Consider the following 267-nt stretch of genomic DNA (forward strand, 5'->3'; position numbering starts at 1 on the left):
GACTCTCAACAAATTTATATCTCTTTTACGAAGAGGACCAAGAGATTCACGGAAGCAAGAGTTGGAACGAGTGAGCGTATGGGTTGATACGTGACAGGAGTGGAGACTCGCAGCTGACAAAGAAGCTCGCCGGTCATCTGAAGTAAAAAAGTTTGGTGACGATAGCGAAGAGGTCACACCCGTTCCCATGCCGAACACGGCCGTTAAGCTCTTCAGCGCCGATGGTAGTTGGGGGCTTCCCCCTGCAAGAGTAGGACGTTGCCAAGC

At 51.3% G+C, this 267-nt stretch carries 1 rRNA gene; it reads left to right on the forward strand.

Annotated elements, in window-relative coordinates:
- Positions 1-151 precede the first annotated feature (151 nt).
- Positions 152-267: ribosomal RNA gene (gene rrf / locus BLT_RS0121070) — 5S ribosomal RNA — on the forward strand.

This window comes from Halalkalibacterium ligniniphilum, assembly GCF_000334155.1.
Lineage (GTDB): Bacteria > Bacillota > Bacilli > Bacillales > Bacillaceae_D > Halalkalibacterium > Halalkalibacterium ligniniphilum.